Below are 17962 nucleotides of genomic sequence, written 5' to 3'. Positions count from 1 at the left end.
GCCGCAGGGGGAGGGAGGCGGAGGGAGGCGCGGTGCGGGGAGGGACTCGGTGCGGGGAAGGGCGCGGTGCGGGGGACAGGGGCGGCGCGGGGATGGCCGCGCCGCCCGTGGGTCAGCGCAGTTCGCGGACGGCCGCGGCGATGCCGAGCGGGGTCGGGGTGGCGAAGAAGACGTCGAAGTCCAGCTCCACGCCGAGCAGGTCGCGGATCCTGGCGGTGATCTGGATGATCGTCAGGGAGTGCCCGCCGAGCTCGAAGAGGTCCTCCTCGGGGCCGAGGTCGGGCAGTCGCAGGACCTCGGACCAGACGGCGAGGACGGCGCCGAGCACCTCGTCGTGCTCCTGCTCCTGCTCCTGTCCGCCGCCCTGTCCGCCGTCCGGCGCGGTGGCGGACGCCGTCTCGACCGGGACCGGCGGGACGGGCAGCGCGCGCCGGTCCAGCTTGCCGTTGGGCGTCAGCGGCAGCCGGTCGAGCACCAGGAAGCGCTGCGGGACGGCGGCGCCGGGCAGCGAGCGCTGGAGGAAGGCGCGCAGCTCGGCGGGCGCGGGCGCGGTGCTCCCGGCGGCCGGGACGAGGTACCCGGCGACGAACGGCTCCGCGTCGTCCTCCTCCCGGTGCACCGCGGCGGCGGCCTCGGCGACGTCCGGGTGGGTGAGCAGCGCGGACTCGATCTCGCCCAGCTCGATCCGGTGGCCGCGGATCTTGACCTGGTCGTCGAGCCGGCCGAGGAACTCCAGTTCGCCCTCCGGGCTCCAGGCGACCAGGTCGCCGGTGCGGTAGAGGCGGTCGCCGGGGGTGCCGAACGGGTCGTCGACGAAGCGCTCGGCGGTCAGCCCGGGCCGCCCCAGGTAGCCCTCGGCGAGCCCGTCGCCGCCCAGGTGGAGCTCGCCCGGTACCCCGATCGGCAGCGGCCGGCGCCGGGGGTCCAGCACGCGGGCGCGGGTGTTGGCGATCGGCCTGCCGATCCGGACGGCCTCCGGCGCCTCGGGGATCTCGGCGCAGGTGGACCAGATGGTGGTCTCGGTCGGCCCGTAGACGTTGAGCAGCCGCCGGGTGCCGGCCCGCAGTTGCCGGGCCAGCGGCAGGGGCAGTGCCTCGCCGCCGACCAGGCTGGTCAGCCCGGCGGGCAGCGGCCCGGCGCCGAGCAGGACGCGCCAGCCCGAGGGGGTGGCCTGGACGTGGGTGACGCCCTCGCGCTCGACCAGGGCGCGCAGCCCCGGCCCGTCCACCGCCAGGCCGTCGGGGGTCAGCACCAGCCGGCCGCCGGTGGTCAGCGGCAGCAGCAGTTCGAGGGCGGAGATGTCGAAGGAGAGCGAGGTGAGGCCGAGCCAGACGTGTCCCGGGCCGGAGTCCAGCCGCTCGGCGAAGGCCGCGAGCAGGTTGACCAGTGCCCGGTGGCCGATCTCCACGCCCTTGGGGCGGCCGGTGGAGCCGGAGGTGTAGAGCACGTAGGCGAGCCGGCCCGGGGCGGCACCGGCCGCCGCGTCCGCGGTGTCGGTCGCCGCGTCCTCGGTGCCGGCCGGTGTGGCCACAGCGTCGCCGGCCGCCGGGAGGCGGAGCACCGCCGGGGCGGCGGCGGCCACCTCGGGCGCCGGCTCGCGGTCGGCCAGCAGCAGGGCGGCGCCGGAGTCGGCGAGCACGAAGGCCAGCCGCTCGGCCGGGTAGCCGGGGTCCAGCGGCAGGTAGCCGGCGCCGACGGCGTGCACGGCGAGCAGCGCGGCCGGCAGGTCGGCGGTGCGGGCCAGGTGCAGGCCGACCAGGTCGTCCCGGCCGATGCCGGCCGCGGTGAGCGCGCCGGCCAGCCGCTCGGCGCGGTCCAGCAGTTCGCGGTAGGTCAGCCGCTGCTCGCCGGCCACCACGGCGGGCGCGTCCGGAGCGGCGGCGGCCCGCTCCCGGACCAGGTCGAGCACGGTCCGCCCGCTCGGGTACGCGCGCTCGGTGGCGTTCCACTCGATGGTGACGAGCCGCTGCTCGGCCGCGTCGAGCAGCGGCAGGTCGCCGAGTACCTTGCCGGGGTCGTCCGTGGCGGCGGCGAGCAGGGTGGCGAAGTGGCCGGCGATCCGTCGGGCGGCGGCCGGGGCGAGGACGGTTGGGTCGTACTGGAGGGAGAACTCGACCGCCTCCGGGTCGGCGACGGCCTGGAGGTGCAGGGTGTTGCGGGCCGCGTGGTGGAAGACCGTCCAGTCGACCCGGGTGGCGCTACCGGGGAAGACCGGGTCGGCGGTGGTGCGGCGGCGGTAGCCGAAGGAGACCGGGGCGAGCCCGGCCCGGGGGGTGAGGCCGGGTACGGCGGTGCCGAACGGGACCGTGCGGTGCTCCGACACCGACCGGACCTCGGCGCGCACGGCCCGGGCGTAGTGTGCGAACGGGTCGTCCGCGCCGGCGCCGGCCGGGGCGTACACCGGCAGCTCGTTGACGAACGGGCCGATCACGCCGCGCTGCCCGGGGCGGCGGATCGAGAACGGGACGGCGACCGGGACGGCCTCACCGCCGTAGCGGTGCAGCAGGCCGTGCAGGGCGGCGAGCAGGAACTCGAAGACGGTGACCCCGGCCTGCCGGGCGGCGGCGTCGAGGGCGGCGCGGCCGGCGCCGTCCAGCCGCCAGGTGACGGCCTCGCCGGGGCCGGCGGCGGTGGTGGCCCGCGCGCCGCCGGGCAGCACCGGGTCGGTGGCGGCGGCCCAGCGCGGGCCGTGGAACGCGGCGGCCGCCTCGGCGAGCGCAGGCGGGAGCGCGGGGTCGACGGGCCGCGGGGCTTCGGCGGTCACGGCCCCGGTGGTCGTGGGTGCGGTGGTCACGGCTCCGGCCGCATCCTCATCCTCGCCCGCGAGCGCGGCGGCGTACCCGGCGGCCAGGTCGGCGACGAGCACGTCCTTGGAGGTGCCGTCGAACACCGCGTGGTGGGCCACCACCAGCAGTTCGGCGCTCCCGTCCGGCCGCTGGTGCAGGGTGAACCGGGCGAGCGGCCCGGCGGCCAGGTCGAAGGGGAGGGCGAGTTCCTCCGCGAGCCGCTTGGCGAGCGACTCGGCGCTGTCGGCGGCCGTGTCGAGTACGGTGAGTCCGGGCGCCCGCCCGGCGGGGACCTGGTGGACCACGCCGTCCCGCTCCACCAGGGCCGCCCCGAGCGCGGGGTGCCGGGCGGCGGTCGCGGCGACGGCGCGGGCCAGGGCCTCGGTGTCGATCCGGTCGAAGGCGAGGCGCAGCGCGAGGTGGAAGACCTCAGGGACGTGGGTGAGTCTGCTGGTCAGCCAGATCCCGTGCTGGGAGGGGGAGGCGGGCCCGGTGGCGTCCGTCGCTCTCGCGGGTTCCCCGGCGGTTGAGGCAGGGTCGGGCCGGTTGGGGGACTCGGACATGCTGTGCTCGATTCGGGAGTCGGAGACGGAGCTGCGGGGCACCCGTCCGAGCGGTGGCCGTGGCGGCGCGGACGCGGCACGGCGCGCGGTCGGACGGCGCGGCTGCCGAAGGGTGGCCGGCCCGCCCCGCGGACCGGTCGGCAGGACGCCGAGGCACGGCCGGACCCGACTCCCAGGTATCCCCCCTGATGCGTCGGACGATCCGATCCTCGCCCCCGTTCGAAGATCATTGGCCTGGACCTGCCGTGAGATTTCCACAGACCACATGCCTCGTCAAGGGTTGTCCACGACCTGGCCGGAGCCTGCCGACGGTTCGTCAACTACCTTCCGTGACCGGGTGCCTGGAGTGCCTTGAGGGGCCTCTGTCAAGGGTGCGGCGGGCGGTCCGGGCAGTGGGTGCGGAACCGGGTCAAGTTGTCTGTACAGCTCGGGGTTCACTGTCCGTCATCGGCGCGCCATCGAACCCCCCGTTCCCGTCCACCTGGGGCCCGTACACATAACGGGTCTGGACCAAAGCGTCCGACCACCCCCGCTGTGTACAAGGAGCCACCCCCGATGAGTCCGAAGCCCGAACTGTCGCGCCGCACCCTGCTCGGCGGCGCGGCGGCGGCCGCCGTGCTGTCCGCCCTCCCGCTCAGCGTGCGCGAGGCGCTCGCCGCGCCGGCCCGCCCCGGCCGGCTGGCGGACATCCAGCACGTCGTGGTGTTCATGCAGGAGAACCGCGCCTTCGACCACTACTTCGGCACCCTGGCGGGCGTCCGCGGCTTCGGCGACCGCGCGGCGGTGCGCGGCGTCAACGGCCGCTCGGTCTTCCACCAGCCCGACCCGAGCCGCAAGGAGGGCTACCTGCTGCCCTTCGCGATGAACGCCGCCCACACCAGCGCCTACCAGCAGGGCGCCCCCGCGTTCGGCTTCGTCGACTCGATGAAGGCCTGGAACGACGGCCTCGCCGACGGCTCGGTCACCCGCCGCTCCAGCGGCTGGCTCGGCCAGGGCTACTACGAGAGCGCCGACATGCCCTTCTACCACGCGCTCGCCTCGGTGTTCACCGCCTGTGACGCCTACTACGCCTCGGTGCAGTGCAACACCAACACCAACCGCGACCACCTGATGACGGGCACCAGCGGCGGCACCGTCCGGGACACCCCGGTCACCGACAACACCGAGATCCCCGGCGGCTACGAGTGGACGACCTACGCCGAGCGCCTGGAGAAGGCCGGCGTCAGCTGGAAGACCTACCAGGCGCTGGACAACTACGACGACAACGCGCTCGCCTGGTTCGCCCCCTTCGTCAAGGCCAAGCCCGGTGAGCCGCTCTACGACCGCGGCATGCACGCCGTCGGCGACCCGGCCAAGAAGAACGACCCCTTCGCGATGGGCGACGCCCTGGTCGAGGCCTTCGCCGCCGACGTCCGGGCCGACACCCTCCCGCAGGTCTCCTGGATCGTCGCCCCCGCCGCGCTCTCCGAGCACGCCAACTACGCGCCGCCGAACGGCGAGCACCTCACCGCCCGGCTGCTGGCGGCCCTCGCGGCCAAGCCCGAGGTGTGGCAGAAGACCGTCTTCATCCTCAACTACGACGAGCACGGCGGCTTCTTCGACCACAACCTGCCGCCCGTCCCGCCGCTGGCCACCGGGCGCGGCAAGTCCACCGTGCCGGTCGACGGCGAGGTGGTGGTCCGGGTGGGCAAGGGCGGCTCCACCTACCACCGCGTGGTGAGCCAGGACGGCAAGTACCGGGTCAAGGCCGCCGACGGCTCGCTGACCTGGTCCGACACCCTGCCCGCGGGCGAGACCGTCGTCTCGGGCCCCTACCCGATGGGCCTGGGCGTGCGGGTGCCGATGATCGTCGTCTCGCCGTGGACCCGCGGCGGCGTCGTCGACTCCACCGTCTACGACCACACCTCGGTGCTGCGCTTCCTGGAGCAGCGGTTCGGCGTCCAGGAACCCAACATCAGCCCCTGGCGCCGCTCGGTCTGCGGCGACCTCACCAACGTCTTCGACTTCTCCGGCCGCGACCCGCGCTGGCCCGAACTGCCGGACACCAGCGGCAACCGGCAGAAGGTCGTCGACACCGGCAAGCTGCCCGCGCCCACCGTGCCCAACCCGCAGGTCTTCCCGCAGCAGCAGCGCGGCACCCGGGCCGCCCGCCCGGCCCCGTACAACCTGATCGTCAAGCCGCGCCTCAAGGGCGACCAGCTGACCGTCGACTTCATCAACCAGGGCAAGCAGGGTGCCGTCCTCGCCGTCTACCCCGAGCCCGGCACCGCGCCGCGCCACTACACGGTCGGCGCCAAGTCCCGGATCTCCGACGTCTGGACGGTCGGCCCCGACGGTTACGACCTGCGGGTACACGGTCCCAACGGCGCGCTCTGGCACCTGCGCGGCACCGTCGACGCGCCCTACGAGATCTCGCTCTCCGAGGAGAGGAACGGCAAGGTGCTGGAGGTGGACGTGATCAACCGCTCGCGCACCGCCCAGACCTTCCTGGTCGGCGACCTCGCCTACGGCGACGGCCTGCGCGAGGTACGGGTCGCGGCCGGCGACGACAAGACCGTCAACGTCAAGGTCGGCCCGGAGGGTTGGTACGACGTCGCCGTGGGCGTGCGCGGCGAGCTGGGCTTCCGCCGCCGGATCGCCGGCCGCTTCCCCTGGGACGGCGAGCACCTGCTGACCGACCCGGCGATGGGCCTGGCCGACCCGCTGGCCGTGGACGTCGCGCTCAAGGCCGCCTCGACCACCATCGACGAGGCGATCCTGCTGCCCGGCCGCCCGGCCCGGGTCACCGCGCGTTTCACCGCCGCCACCGCGCTGAGCGCGCTGGAGGCGCAGCCGGTCGTCCCGGCCGGCTGGACGGTCGCCGCCGTCACCGTGCCGCCCGCCTCGCTCGCCGCCGGCGCCACCGCCGCCGCCGAGTGGGACGTCACCCCGCCCGCCCGGCTGCCCGAGGGGGCCACCCACCGCGTCCTGGTCACCGCCCGGGCGCAGGCCGGTGACCGCTTCGCCGTCGCCGACGGCGAACTCGTCGCCCGCACTGCCCCGGTGATGGCCGGCCACCTGCTCGGCGAGGACTTCGAGTCGCTGGCCGGCGCGCTCCAGCCGGTCGGCGGGGTGCTCGGCTGGACGGCGCAGGCGCCGCAGGGCTGGTCGGTGGTCAACGCGCCGGGCATGCCGCAGGGCACCACCCGGCTCCAGGGCTGGACCTTCCACACCAAGCGCGAGTGGTCCAGCCCGGCCGGCCAGGACCGCGGCAACTTCACCCGGGGCCTGGGCGTCGTGGCCGTCGCCGACCCGGACGACTGGGACGACACCGGCTCGCCGTCCAAGAAGGGCGTCTTCGACTCGACCCTGGTCTCGCCCGCCGTGCCCGTCCCGGCCGGCGCCACCGCCCTGCACCTGGGCTTCGACTCGCACTACCGGCAGGAGGCCCCGCAGAAGGCCGCGGTCACCGCGGTCTTCGACAACGGCACCGAGACCCGCCTGGTGTTCTACAGCTCCGACACCACCGGCAACGACAACGCCGGCAAGGACGTCCAGAACGCCTTCGTCGCCAAGCGGTTCGCCGTCCCGGCGGGCGCGCGCAGCGTGACGCTCAAGTTCCGGATGTACGACGCCGGGAACAACTGGTTCTGGGCCGTCGACCACATCCGCCTGGGCGTCGAGCCGATCACCGGCTGACGACCCGCCGCGGCGGGCGCCGCCCGCTGCGGCATATGCCGGACACAAGTGTGCCGGCGCACTGTCAAGTCGCGAACGCGACGTGTGCGCCGGCACACCGGGCTGGAAAGTCACTGTCCGTGTCCGTGTTCCCACCGGTAGGAATGGGTGGCCGGCGCGGACCGCCCGCGCCGTGGAGAGGAGCCGCCCCGTGTCCCGTCTTCGTGCCGCCACCCTGGCCGTCGGCTGCGCCGCCGCCGCGCTGACCCTGGCCGCGACCACCGCGCACGCCGCCCCCGGCGACACCCAGAACGTCTGCAGCAGCCAGCTCACCCCCACCGGCTGGGTCGACGTCCAGTGGTGGAACGACCTCAGCTGCTCGTCGACCTTCAGCCCCAACAAGAAGCAGATCAAGGACATCGCCGGCCTGCCGATCGGCACCACGCTCACCGTCTGTTCGTCGACCTACCAGCCGGCCGGCTGGGTGCAGCTCTCCTCCTTCTACAACAGCAGCTGCCGCTACTCGGCGGTCCCGAGCCTCAACAACAACGCCTGGCAGATCAAGCGCGTCTCCTGACGCCCCTGGCGCCCCGCGGGCAGCTGACGACGGCCCACCGGCCCCGCGCCGGTGGGCCGTCGGCACGTCCCGCACCCCGCCTCGGCACACTGGTCGCACAGCCCGTCCGCCACCCGTCCGGGAGACCACCGCCGTGCACCAGCCCCTCCTGCGCCTCACCGGCGCCGCCACCGCCGTCTACGGACTCGCCGTCGCCCGCCGGCCCGCGCTGCTCGCCCGCCCCTCCGGCCTCACCGCGCCGGACGGATCGGTGCCCGCCCCGGTCGCCGCCTGCCTGCGCCCGCTCGCCCTGCGCGACGCCGCCTGCGGCCTCGCCATGGCCCTCGCCCCGAGCGACGCCGCGCTGCGCACCGCCACCGCCGTCCGGATCGCCTCCGACCTCGGCGACGCCGCCCTGCTCGCCACCGCCCTGCCGGCCCGGCGGCACCGGGTGATGGCGGTCGCCGTCTCGGTCGGCTGGGGCGCGCTCTCGGTGGCCGGGCTCCTGGCACGGCGGCGAGATCTCTCCACCCGCAAAGTCTCTTGACCATCGAGAGATATGATCCGGGCTGTCCGCCACCCGCTCCAGCCCGGAGGGCGCCCCGCCATGCCCGCTGACCGTCCCGCCCCCGCCACCCCGCCGCAGCTCCCGCCCCCGCCCGCCCGGCGGCGCCGCGCCCGGCTGCTCGTCCCGCTCGCCCTGCTGGTCCTCTGGCTCGGCCTCGGCGGCGCCTTCGGCTCCTACGCGGGCCGGCTCGGCGAGGTCGCCACCAACGACCGGGCCGCCTTCCTGCCCCGCAGCGCCGAGTCCACCGAGGCCGCCCGGCTCGGTGAGGCCTTCCGGGCCGACGACGCCCTGCCGGTCATCGTCGTCTGGGAGAGCCGCACCGGCCCCCTGGACGACACCCGGCGCGCCGCCGCCGAACAGGCCCTGCACGACGCGGCCGCCCTGCCCGGCGCCACCAGACGCGTCTCGCCCGCCCTGCCCGCCGCCGACGGCCGCGCCGTCCAGGGCGTCGTCCAACTGCGGGCCGACCTCGGCCGCGAGACCGGCGACACCGTGCGCGCCGTCCGCGAACTCGCCGAACGCGTCCCCGACACCACCGTCGGCCTCGCCGGACCCGCCGCCATCCTCACCGACCTCGGCGGCGCCTTCGCCGGCATCGACGGCCTGCTGCTCGGCGTCGCGCTCGGCGTCGTCCTGCTGATCCTGCTCGCCGTCTACCGCGCCGTGCTGCTGCCCCTGCTGGTCATCCTCGGCGCCGTCTTCGCGCTCGGCATCGCCTGCGCCCTGGTCTACCTGCTCGCCGACCACGGCCTGGTCACCGTCGACGGCCAGGTCCAGGGCCTGCTGTCGATCCTGGTGATCGGCGCCGCCACCGACTACGGCCTGCTGCTCTCCGCCCGCTTCCGCGAGGAACTGCACCTGCACGGCGACCGGTTCGCCGCGATGCGCACCGCCTGGCGGCAGTCCGTCGAGCCGATCACCGCCTCCGGCGCCACCGTCGCGCTCGGCCTGCTGGTACTGCTGCTCTCCGACCTCACCAACAACCGGGCGCTCGGCCCCGTCGGCGCCATCGGCATCGGCTGCGCCGTGCTCTCCGCGCTCACCTTCCTGCCCGCCGCCCTGGTGCTGGCAGGCCGCGCCGCCTACTGGCCGGCCCGGCCCGCCGCCGACGGCCGGGCCCCGGTGCACGCCGTCTGGACCAGGGTCGCCGCGCTGGTCGCCCGCCGCCCGCGCGCCCTGTGGGCGGCGAGCCTGGCCGTGCTGGCGGCGCTCGCCGCGTTCGCCCCCGCCCTCGACGCCGGCGGGGTGCCGCAGAGCGAGCTGTTCGTCAAGGCCCAGCCCTCCGCCGCCGGCCAGCGGCTGCTCTCCGCGCACTTCCCCGGCGGCAGCGGCAACCCCGCCGTGGTGATCGCCGCCGCCGACCGGTCCGAGGCCGTCACCGAAGCGGCCGCCGCCGTCCCCGGCGTGGCCGGCGTGCGCGCCACCACCTCCGGGACCCCGGGCGGCGCGCCGCTGGTCGTCGACGGCCGGGTCCGGCTGGAGGCGACGCTCACCGACCCGGCCGACAGCGACGAGGCGATCGCCACCGTGCACCGGCTGCGCCAGGCCGTGCACGCCGTCCCCGGCGCCGAGGCGCTGGTCGGCGGCTACACCGCGCAGCAGGACGACACCCGTGCCACCGCCGCGCGCGACCGCACCCTCATCACCCCGGTGGTGCTGCTGTGCGTGCTCGCCGTCCTCGTCCTGCTGCTGCGCTCGCTGGTGGCGCCGGTGCTGCTGGCCGCCACCGTCGCGCTCTCCTACCTGGCGACGCTCGGCGTGAGCGCGGTGGTCTTCCCGCACGTGTTCGGCTTCTCCGCCGTGGACCCCTCGGTGCCGCTGTACGGCTACGTGTTCCTGGTCGCGCTCGGCGTCGACTACAACATCTTCCTGATGACCCGGGTCCGCGAGGAGGCGCTGCGCTCCGGCACCCGCGAGGGGGTGCTGCGCGGGCTCACCGCCACCGGCGGGGTGATCACCTCGGCGGGCGTGGTGCTGGCCGCGACCTTCGCCGCGCTCGGCGTGATCCCGCTGGCGTTCCTCGCCCAGATCGCCTTCATCGTGGCCTTCGGCGTGCTGCTGGACACCCTGCTGGTGCGCTCGCTGCTGGTGCCGGCCCTGGTCCGGGACCTCGGCGACCGGGTCTGGTGGCCGGCCCGCACCGGGCGCCCGGCGGCCGCGCGCCCGGCGCCGGATCCGGAGCAGGAGGGCGAGCGCGTCGGCCCGGGGATCTCCTGAGCGCGGGCGGCACCGTTAGGCTGAACCGATTAGCCCGACGTCGTACGCAACCGGAGAACAGGCCTTGGCACAGCAGGGGGAACAGCACGGGTCGCACGGCACGCCCGAGCTCGGCCGGCTGTTGCAGGACCTCGCCTCCGAGATGAACCTGCTCGGCCACGGCTTCGCCGCCGCCAGCGGCCTGCACACCACCGACGTCCAGGCGCTGCTCGCGATCATGCGCGCCGGCGACGCCACCGGCTCCCCGGGCATCACCCCCGGGCGGCTCGGCGAGGAGCTCGGCCTCTCCTCGGGCGCCGTCACCGCCGTCCTGGACCGGCTGGAGCGGGCCGGGCACATCCGCCGCACCCGGGACGCGGCGGACCGCCGGCTGGTCCTGGTGCAGTACCTCCCGGGCGCCGGCCGGATGGCCGCCGAGTGGTTCGCGCCGGTCGCCCGCCGCACCGAGGCCGTGCGCGGCGAGTTCACGCCCGCCGAACTCGCCGCCGTGGCCCGCTTCCTCGGCCGGATGACCGGCGAGCTGGAGGACCTGCGGCACTCACGGTGAGCCGCTCGCCGACCCCTCCCGGGGTTCGCGGGCGGCCTGCTCGGTGATCCGCCGGGCCATCCCGCCGAAGACCGCGGCGTGGAACGGCGCGACCGCCCACCAGTACGCGTGCCCGGCCAGCCCGCGCGGGTGGAACAGCGCCCGCTGCCGGTAGCGGCTGCCGCCCGCCCCGTCCGGCGCGACCGCCAGCTCCAGCCAGGCCGGTCCGGGCAGCCGCATCTCCGCGCGCAGCCGCAGCAACCGCCCCGGTTCGATCTCCTCCACCCGCCAGAAGTCCAGCGACTCGCCGACCCGCAGCCGCGCCGGGTCCCGCCGCCCGCGCCGCAGCCCCACCCCGCCGGCCAGCCGGTCGATCCAGCCGCGCACCGCCCAGCCGAGCGGGAAGGAGTACCAGCCGTTCTCGCCGCCGATTCCCTCCACCACCCGCCACAGCGCCGCCGGATCGGCGTCCACCCGCAGCTCCCGGACGTCCTGGTAGAGGCTGCCGCCGGCCCAGTCCGGGTCGGTGGGCAGCGGGTCGCTCGGAGCGCCGGGGAGCGAGGCGGAGGACCACCGGGTGGCGACGTCCGCGTCCCGGATCCGCCGCAGCGCGAGCCGCACCGCCGCGTCGAAGCCGATGGCGCCGCCCGCCGGCTCCGGGAGGTAGCGGTCGAGGTCGTGCTCGCCGCGGACCACCTCGTAGCGCAGCGACTCCACCAGCGGCCGGGCGATCGACCCCGGCACCGGCGTCACCAGGCCGACCCAGAGGCTGGAGAGCCGCGGGGTGAGGACGGGGACGGCCAGGATCAGCCGGCGCGGCAGCCCGGCCACCGCCGCGTAGCGCTCCATCATCCGCCGGTACGTCAGCACCTCGGGCCCGCCGATGTCGAACGCGCGGTTCACCCCCGGCGGCAGCGCGGCCGCCCCGACCAGCAGCCGCAGCACGTCCCGCACGGCGATCGGCTGGATCCGGGTGTCCACCCAGCGCGGGGTCACCATCACCGGCAGGCGCTCGGTCAGATGGCGGAGCATCTCGAAGGAGGCCGACCCCGAGCCGATGATCACCGCCGCTCTCAGCTCGGCGGTCGGCACACCGCTGTCGCGCAGCACCCGCCCGACCTCGACCCGGGAGCGCAGGTGCGGTGACAGCCGTTCGGCGGGCACCCCGGCGGGGGCGAGCCCGCCCAGGTAGACGATCCGCCGCACGCCCGCCCGGGCCGCCGCCCGCCCGAACGCCGCCGCGGCGGCCCGGTCGGTGGCCTCGAACCCGGCACCGGTGCCGAGCGCGTGCACCAGGTAGTAGGCGACGTCGACCCCGTCGAAGGCCCCCTCCAGGCTCTCCGCCCGGGTCACGTCCCCCGCCGCGACCTCCACCCGCGCGCGCCACGGATGGTCCCGCAACCGGTCCGGGTTCCGGACCAGGCACCGCACGGCGTACCCCGCCTTCAGCAGCTCCGGCACCAGCCGGCCGCCGATGTACCCGGTGGCCCCGGTCACCAGGCAGCGCTGCGGCCCGGTACGGACAGGACGGTCGGCGTCGGTCACGGCGGCTCCCGGGGACGGTGGGCGGACGCCACGATGATCGCCGCACCGGACCGTCCCCGCACCGCCGCCGCCACCGGCCCCTCGCCCGTCCGGCGCAACGGCGGCCGTCCGGGCGGCTGTCACAGGCCGGGCGGCTGTCCGGTCATAAGGGATGACCGAACGCTCTTCCCGAGGAGGACACCATGAGCCTGGTCCACACCGCCGCACACGACGAACTCGTCCCGTCGCGCTACGCGCTGAAGGTCGGCGACATCGACGTGCTGGTGATCAGCGACGGCGTGCTGCCGATTTCCCCGACCACGCTGGCCGTCAACGCCGCCACGGCCGAGCTGACGGCCTGGCTCAGCGACATGTTCCTGCCGAAGGAACTGATCGACTGGCCGCTGAACGTGGCCGTGGTGCGCAGCGGCGACCGCACCGTCCTCGTCGACTCCGGACTGGGGACGGAGTTCCCGGGCTTCCCGCGCGCCGGGCAGTTGGCGACGCGGCTGGAGGCCGCCGGGATCGACCCCGGGTCCGTGACCGACGTGGTGCTCACCCACCTGCACATGGACCACATCGGCGGGCTGCTCGTCGACGGCCTCCGGGGCCGGCTCCGCACCGACCTGCGGGTCCACCTGGCCGCCGCCGAGGCCGAGTTCTGGGCGGCGCCCGATTTCTCCCGCACCGCCATGCCGGGCCCGGTCCCGGACGTGCTGCGCACCACCGCCTCGCGCTTCCTGGAGGTGTACCGCGGTCAGCTGCGCCCGTTCGAGACGGAGTACGAGGTGGCGCCGGGCGTGCGGATCTGCCGCACCGGCGGCCACACCCCCGGCCACAGCATCGTCCGCCTGGAGTCCGGCGGCGACCGCCTGACCTTCGCCGGCGACGCCGTGTTCCAGTGCGGCTTCGACAAGCCCGACTGGCACAACGGCTTCGACCACGACCCCGAGGAGTCCACCCGCGTCCGGACCCGCCTGCTCACCGAACTCGCGGCGAGCGGCGACCAGTTGGTGGCCACCCACCTGCCCTTCCCGTCCGTCTGCCACGTCGCGGCCGCCGGCGACGCCTTCCGCTTCGTCCCGGCCGTCTGGGACCACTGACCCGCTCCCGCACCGGCCCCCTCCGGGGCGGTCCTCGCTGCGCTGCACCGCGTGCAGCGCAGCCGGGGCGCCGGCCTCCTCGGCGCCCCGGCCACCGTCCTCGTGCGCGACGCCGACGAGACCCGGTGCGTGGCCGACGGCGACGGCGGGCTGCTGCGCCGCGACCTGACCGCCACCCGGGACCGTGACGACGCCCTCGGCCGGGTGGCCGAGCACTGGTCCGTCGAGCGGACCGGTGGGTTCTCCGCCCGGGTCGCGGGCGGCGCGTACCGCTTCCTGGCGCCCGGCCGCATTCTGCAGGTCGAGGTGCTGGCCGACCAGGTCCGCCGCAGCCCCGAGGAGTTCCTCGCCGCCCTGCTGGACGGCGCGCCATCGGCACCGCCGCGAGCCCGTACGAGCTGTACGGCCGCACCGTGCACCGGGACGGACGGCACCGCGGCCGGGGTCGTCTGCCTGTGGGACGAGCCGGACGGCCCGCCCGCCCCGGGCACGGCACGTCTGGCGGTCCGTCCGTCACGAGCAGCCGGTGACCGGCTGGCCCGGGGGCCCGCGCCTTCAGCGGCTGCGCAGGGCGTCCACGGCGATGCGGGCGGCCGTGCCGATGACGGCGTCGGCCACGGGCAGGGTGGCCGCGGTGCTGGCGGTCCGGGTGAAGACGGCGACGGCGTAGCGGCCGCCGTCGGGGTACTCGACGACGCCCACCTCGTTGCGCAGGGTCGGCAGCGACCCGGTCTTGCCCGAGACGTGCACGTCGTCGAACGGGAACCCGGAGGCCAGGCGGTGCGGCCACACCTGAAGGCCCATGATCCGCCTGATGGCGGCGCCGTGTTCGGGGGTGCACGCCTCGTCGCGCCAGACGGCGCGCAGCAGGCGCGTCATGTCCCGCGGGGTGCTGCGGTTGCTGCGGGCCGGGTCGAGGGCGCGCAGCCGCGCGATGACGTGCGGGTCGGCCAGTGCTCGGGCGCCGGCGGGCCCGGCGTCCTGTTTGACGCCGGCGAGCATGGCGCCGAAGGACTCCACGGCGCGGGTCGCGTCGAGGCCCAGGCGGTCCGTCGTGCGGTTGACGGCGTCGAGGCCGACCCGGGCGAGCAGCAGGTCCGCCGCGGCGTTGTCGCTGACGGCCATCATCAGGTAGGCGAGGTCGCGCAGCGACAGCCGGGCGGTGTCCAGCATCGCGGCGAGCCCGGTGGGTCCCGGCGCGCGGTCGCCCGGCGGGCACTCGACCTGCTCCGTGAGGTCGAGGCGGCCGGACGCGGCCAGCTCGTGCAGCGCCACCAGCAGGCACAGCTTGTGCACGCTCGCCGTGCAGACCGGCTGGTCGGCCTCGACGTCGAGTTGGGCGTCGGAGTCGATGTCGACGGCGTGCAGCCGTCCGGTGACTCCGGCGTCGGCGAAGGCCGCGCGGATGCGGTCGGGGGCGTCGGGCACCTTCACAGTATGGTTCACAGCCAGTACTCCGCCGCCGGGCGCAGGTGCATCGGGCGGGTGGGGGTGTCGGGTCGGGCGTCGGTGGTGGTGCCCAGCGCGTGCGTGACGGCGTCGCTGAAGGCCCGTACGGCGGTGTCGCCGTGCCCGGGCGGCCAGGCGACGGAGTGCCGCCAGGCGAGCGGGGTGCCCGCGAGGGGCCGCCACACCAGGTCGGCGTCGGGGCCGGCGGGCTGCGCGTCGCGCGAGCCGAAGGCGACGGCGCCGCCGGAGAGCACCAGGCCGCGCACGAAGCTGGCGCCCTGCCCGTGCCGGACCGCGGGAGGCTGGTAGCCGCCGCGGGCACAGGTGGTGAGCAGGTCGTCGTGGAGCACAGGGGCGTCGGCCCGGGGGAAGAGGATCAGGTCGAATCCGGCGAGCGCGGAGAGCGGTACTTCGGCGGACCGGGCCGCTTCGGCCTCGCGCGGGAGCAGGACGCCGAGGTCGCGGCGGAACACCGGGCCGAGTTCGAGGCCGGTCACGTCGCAGGGGTGGTGGATCAGCCCGACGTCGAGTTCGTGCGCGGCGAGGCGGGCGAGCTGGTCCGTGGTGGACAGCTCGTGCAGTTCCAGTTCCACTCCGGAGCAGCGCTCCTGGAAGCCGGTGAGGAGCGCGGCGACGGTGTCGCCGGCGATGTCGGGCGGCAGTCCCGCCCGCAGCAGCCCGCTGTCGCCGTCCCTGATCCGGCGCGCGGCCGCCAGCAGCGCCTCGGACCGGGCGATCAGTTCGCGGGCCTCGGGGAGCAGCAGCAGACCCGCCTTGGTGATGGTCACCTGGCGGCTGGTCCGGTCGAAGAGCCGCACCTCCAGCTCCCGCTCCAGCCGCTGGACGCGCTGCGACAGCGGCGGCTGGGCCATCCCCAGGCGGGCCGCCGCACGCCCGAAGTGTGACTCTTCTGCAACAGCCACAAAGCACTCCAGGTGCCGGATCAGGTCCACGACCAGCAATTATACGTAATCTTGATCGATGGTCCATTGATATCGGAATTGGACGTGACGCCGGGCCGGTTGTTCTCCTCACGGCATGACAGAGCTCTCCTCACCTCCCGGCGCGGCCCCCTGGAACACCACCACCACGCACCGCCACCGGGCCCGCCACCCCGGCCTGCGGGCGGGCGTCGCCCTGGCCGTCGTGACGGCCGTCGCCGCGTGCGGCACCTTCGCCACCAGCTCCGGCTCCGGCTCCGGCTCCGGGCCCTCCGCGCGGGACACCACCCCCGATCCCGCCGCGACCGCCGAGGCCGGGGCGTTCCTCGCGGACTGGGCGGGCGGCCGGCTCGACAGCGCGGGCGCCCGCACCACGAGTCCCGTGAAGGCCCAGGAAGTGCTGCGCAACTTCACCGTGGGGCTCGACATCAGCGGCCCGGAACTCACCCCCGAGGAGGCCGTCAGGCAGGACGACGGCACGGTCCGGGTCGCCTTCACGGCGAAGATGCCCGTCACCGGCCTGGGCACCTGGACCTACCGCTCCGAGCTGCCCGTGCGGCAGCAGCAGGAGGGCGGCGGGTGGAAGGTGGACTGGACCCAGTCGCTCGTCCACCCGCACCTCAGCGACACCGCCAAGTTCCGCCTGGAGCGGGAGGAGGCCACCACGCCGAAGGTCACCGACCGCAAGGGGACCGTCCTGACGGGCGAGGCCCACCCGTCGTTGCGGCCGGTGCTGTCCCAACTCGCCGGCGGCGGTTCCGGGCCGCGCGGCGCGATCCGGCTGGTCGACCGGGTCACCGGCGAGATCGAGGGCACGGAGGCCACCTTCGGGAAGGAGGAGGTGCAGCAGTCCGACGGGCCGGTGGCCACGACGCTCGACGCCACCTGGCAGGCGGCCGCGGACAAGGCCATGGCCGACAAGGCCGGCGGCAGGAACGCCTCGCTCGTCGCCCTGAGGGTCGACAACGGCGAGGTCCTCGCCATGGCCAACTCCCCGGCCACCGGCTTCAACCGGGCGGTGTCCGGCACGTACGCGCCCGGCTCCACCTGGAAGATCGTGACCAGTAGCGCGCTGCTGCTCAAGAACGCCGTCGGACTCGACGACGTCGTGGACTGCCCCAAGTACCTCACCGTCGGCAAGGAGTTCCACAACGTCGAGACGTCGGAGTTCCCCGGCGCCACCTTCCGGAAGGACTTCACCAAGTCCTGCAACACCGCCTTCATCAGCCTGCGCGGCAAGCTCGGCGACAGCGAACTCGGTGATGTCGCGCGGGACTACTTCGGCGTCGGGCAGGAGTGGCACGTGGGAATCCCGTCGTTCGACGGCTCGGTGCCGGTGCCCAAGGACGAGACGGAGAAGGCCGCTTCGATGATCGGACAGGGCCGGATCCAGGCGAACCCGCTGGTTATGGCATCCGTCACGGCGACCGCGGCGTCCGGCCGGTTCCACCAGCCGACCATCCTCCCCGGCGGCGCCCCCGGCGGCGACACAACCTCGACGAAGCCGCTCCCGCCGTCCGTGGTGACCCAGTTGCGCACGCTGATGCGGGCCACCGTCACCGAGGGGACGGCGGGCGTGCTCGCCGACCTCCCCGGTGACGTCGGCGCGAAGACCGGCACCGCCGAGGTCTCCGAGACCGAGCCCAACAACGGCTGGCTCGTCGCCCGCCGAGGCAACGTCGCCGTGGCGGCCGTCGTCGAACAGGGCGTCACGGGCGGCGCCTCGGCCGGCCCGATCCTCCGCAGCCTCCTCGCCGCCGTCCCCGCCGACCCGTCGTGAGGCGGGGCGGACGCCGGCGCCGCGATCCCCGCTGCCCGGCCTCACCGAGCCTTCGGCCCGCACCTCGGCGTGGGCCGGGCCATCGCACGGGACACCGGATTCGCCAACGGCGAGCCGTCCGGCCGGTCGTCTTCGGGCGCTCCCACCGTGCCGCCGGTGTCCGGCCGGTGCCGGGTTCGGCGCGGGCCGGGCCTCGCCGCCGCGGTGCGCCGGTCGGCGGTGGTGGCGGCGGCGACGGGGCGGGTGGGGGCCAGGGGTCGGGGCTGGGGGTCGGGGGTCGCCCGTCCGGAGC

Annotated in this window: 11 protein-coding genes; 7 read left to right on the top strand and 4 right to left on the bottom strand. The window is 75.5% G+C overall.

Features of this window, described 5'->3' with window-relative positions; all coding sequences use genetic code 11:
- Positions 1–112 precede the first annotated feature (112 nt).
- Entirely contained in the window at positions 113–3349 is a 3237-nt protein-coding gene (locus ACFZBX_RS23930) for an amino acid adenylation domain-containing protein (RefSeq protein ID WP_391535829.1), read from the bottom strand.
- Between the two features lie 555 nt (positions 3350–3904).
- Here ACFZBX_RS23930 and ACFZBX_RS23925 point away from each other — a divergent pair.
- The 5 genes from ACFZBX_RS23925 to ACFZBX_RS23905 all read left to right on the top strand — a co-directional run bounded on the left by ACFZBX_RS23925 (position 3905) and on the right by ACFZBX_RS23905 (position 10894).
- Positions 3905–7027 (top strand): phosphocholine-specific phospholipase C, encoded by a 3123-nt coding sequence (locus tag ACFZBX_RS23925; protein WP_391535828.1) that lies wholly within the window; start codon positions 3905–3907, stop codon positions 7025–7027.
- 190 nt (positions 7028–7217) lie between these two features.
- Entirely contained in the window at positions 7218–7583 is a 366-nt protein-coding gene (locus ACFZBX_RS23920) for a hypothetical protein (protein ID WP_391535827.1), read from the top strand.
- Positions 7584–7716: 133 nt separating this feature from the next.
- Positions 7717–8109 carry a hypothetical protein gene (locus ACFZBX_RS23915; protein WP_391535826.1) on the top strand — a complete coding sequence of 131 codons (393 nt, stop codon included), beginning with the start codon at positions 7717–7719 and terminating at the stop codon, positions 8107–8109.
- Positions 8110–8169: 60 nt separating this feature from the next.
- Positions 8170–10347: an MMPL family transporter gene (locus tag ACFZBX_RS23910; RefSeq protein ID WP_391535825.1), complete on the top strand. Its 2178-nt coding sequence runs from the start codon at positions 8170–8172 to the stop codon at positions 10345–10347.
- Positions 10348–10411: 64 nt separating this feature from the next.
- A complete protein-coding gene (locus ACFZBX_RS23905) occupies positions 10412–10894 on the top strand; it encodes a MarR family winged helix-turn-helix transcriptional regulator (protein ID WP_391535824.1) in 483 nt (160 codons plus the stop codon).
- Here the strand turns inward: ACFZBX_RS23905 and ACFZBX_RS23900 are convergent.
- Entirely contained in the window at positions 10886–12418 is a 1533-nt protein-coding gene (locus ACFZBX_RS23900; protein ID WP_391535823.1) for an SDR family oxidoreductase, read from the bottom strand. The genes ACFZBX_RS23905 and ACFZBX_RS23900 overlap by 9 nt on opposite strands.
- Positions 12419–12600: 182 nt before the next feature.
- Between ACFZBX_RS23900 and ACFZBX_RS23895 the strand changes: the two genes are divergently transcribed.
- Positions 12601–13500 (top strand): MBL fold metallo-hydrolase, encoded by a 900-nt coding sequence (locus tag ACFZBX_RS23895; RefSeq protein ID WP_391535822.1) that lies wholly within the window; start codon positions 12601–12603, stop codon positions 13498–13500.
- Positions 13501–14055: 555 nt separating this feature from the next.
- On the opposite strand, the gene ACFZBX_RS23890 is transcribed toward ACFZBX_RS23895, so the two are convergent.
- Together ACFZBX_RS23890 and ACFZBX_RS23885 are read right to left on the bottom strand one after the other, a co-directional pair.
- Positions 14056–14928, bottom strand: coding sequence for a serine hydrolase (locus tag ACFZBX_RS23890; RefSeq protein WP_391535821.1), 873 nt, complete (start codon positions 14926–14928; stop codon positions 14056–14058).
- 14 nt (positions 14929–14942) lie between these two features.
- A complete protein-coding gene (locus ACFZBX_RS23885) occupies positions 14943–15902 on the bottom strand; it encodes a LysR family transcriptional regulator (RefSeq protein WP_391535820.1) in 960 nt (319 codons plus the stop codon).
- Positions 15903–15987: 85 nt separating this feature from the next.
- Here ACFZBX_RS23885 and ACFZBX_RS23880 point away from each other — a divergent pair, with 85 nt between their 5' ends.
- Entirely contained in the window at positions 15988–17670 is a 1683-nt protein-coding gene (locus ACFZBX_RS23880) for a penicillin-binding transpeptidase domain-containing protein (protein WP_391535819.1), read from the top strand.
- Positions 17671–17962 lie beyond the last annotated feature (292 nt).

Origin of the sequence: Kitasatospora sp. NPDC008115 (genome assembly GCF_042957205.1) — a bacterium.
Classification (GTDB): domain Bacteria; phylum Actinomycetota; class Actinomycetes; order Streptomycetales; family Streptomycetaceae; genus Kitasatospora.
This window is presented reverse-complemented; position numbering and strand designations above follow the sequence as displayed.